The sequence below is a fragment of the Microbacterium sp. ISL-103 genome, assembly GCF_018613995.1.
Lineage (GTDB): Bacteria > Actinomycetota > Actinomycetes > Actinomycetales > Microbacteriaceae > Microbacterium.
The window spans coordinates 1-1455 of sequence record NZ_JAGGPD010000297.1; the positions used below are offsets into that span (position 1 = coordinate 1).

The 1455-nt window shown below is 71.0% G+C and carries 1 protein-coding gene and 1 pseudogene; one reads left to right on the plus strand and one right to left on the minus strand.

What is annotated here, in order from left to right; translation table 11 throughout:
* Positions 1-213 (plus strand): annotated as a pseudogene (locus J7E68_RS11535) (ABC transporter substrate-binding protein); the annotation flags it as partial.
* A gap of 132 nt (positions 214-345) precedes the next feature.
* Here J7E68_RS11535 and J7E68_RS11540 read toward each other — a convergent pair.
* Positions 346-1455 (minus strand): ROK family transcriptional regulator (locus J7E68_RS11540; RefSeq protein WP_215172719.1); only part of this gene is annotated, 1110 nt, incomplete at its 5' end.

Below are 1455 nucleotides of genomic sequence, written 5' to 3' on the forward strand. Positions count from 1 at the left end.
GAGAAGCTGTGGCCGGACCTCGAGACGTCGGCCGAGCTCGCCGAACTGCAGACGAACATCGCCACCTACATCACGCAGGCGCAGGCGGAGTTCGTCACCGGTCAGCGTGACATCGCGGACGACGGTGCGTGGGACGCATACGTCGCCGATATCGAGGGCCTCGGGCTCGCACGCTACCTGGAGCTGCTGCAGGCGGCGTACGACGCGCTCTGATCGACGACGAGGTGCGCGGGGCGGATCATCCATCCCGCGCACTTCTGCGTGGGGCCGCGGGTCCGGACGCGCGAAGAGGGGGGACGGATGCCTCGGCATCCGTCCCCCTCGGGGATCGCGGCGCGGGGTCGCTCAGCGCACGAGCGACTGGATGGCGGCGGCGGATGCGCCGCGCGCCCAGTCCTCGAAGGTGTGCGGGCGGGTGAGGATGCGGCATCGCGCCGCAGCGCCGAACGCGTGCGCGTCGAACGCGTCGTGCAGCGTCTTCTCGAAGAGATCGAAGTTCGAGACGCCCTCGCCGCCGATGATGACGACTTCGGGACCGGTGAGGTTCACGAGGGTGGCGATCGCGGTGCCGATGAGGCGGGCGGCCTCGCGGAACGCGGCATCGGCGTCTGGATCGCCCGCGTGGGCGAGAGCTATGGCTTCATCGATCGTGATCGTGCGTCCGAGGGCACCGGACACGGCGGCCTCGATCGCTCCGGTCGAGGCGGCGGCCTCGACGCAGCCGCGGCGACCGCACGGGCAGACGAGGGAGGGATCGGCGAGGGGCAGGTGGCCGATCTCGCCCGCGACGCCGAACGCGCCTCTGACGACCTCGCCGTTGAGGTGCAGGCCGCTGCCGATTCCGCGTCCGATGGTGACGATGGCGAAGGAGGCGGTGCCGAGACCGACCCCGAACCAGTGCTCGCCGATGGTCAGGGCGTGCACGTCGTTCTCGACGGTGACGGGCCAGGGGAGGCGCTCCTGCAGGAGGTCGCCGAGCGCCACATCGGCCCAGCCCATGATGTTCGACTCGCGCACGATGCCGGTGGAGCTGTCGACGTCGCCCGACACCGCGACTCCGATGCCCGCGATCGCCGAGGCGCTCTCGCCCAGCGCGACCTCGAGGGCTCCGACGATGTCGGAGATCGTCTCGATGACGGTGTGGGGGTCGTCGGAGGGGAGCGCGCGGCGCTCGCTCGCGAGCACGGTGGTCGAGAGGTCCGTCGCGACCGCGATGACCTCATCGACGTTGACCTTGACGCCGATCATCACCATCGCCTCGAGGACGATCGATACGGGGCTCACCGGACGCCCCGGGGTGCCGTCACGGTGTGAAGCCGGCGGTGCGTCGACGAGGCCGGCCGCGACGAGCGGGGCGACGGCCTTCGTGACGGCCGCCTGCGACAGCCCGGTCTGGCGGGCGATGTCGATGCGGCTGATGGGGCTGCGCGTCAGGATCGTCTCGAAGACCCGGGA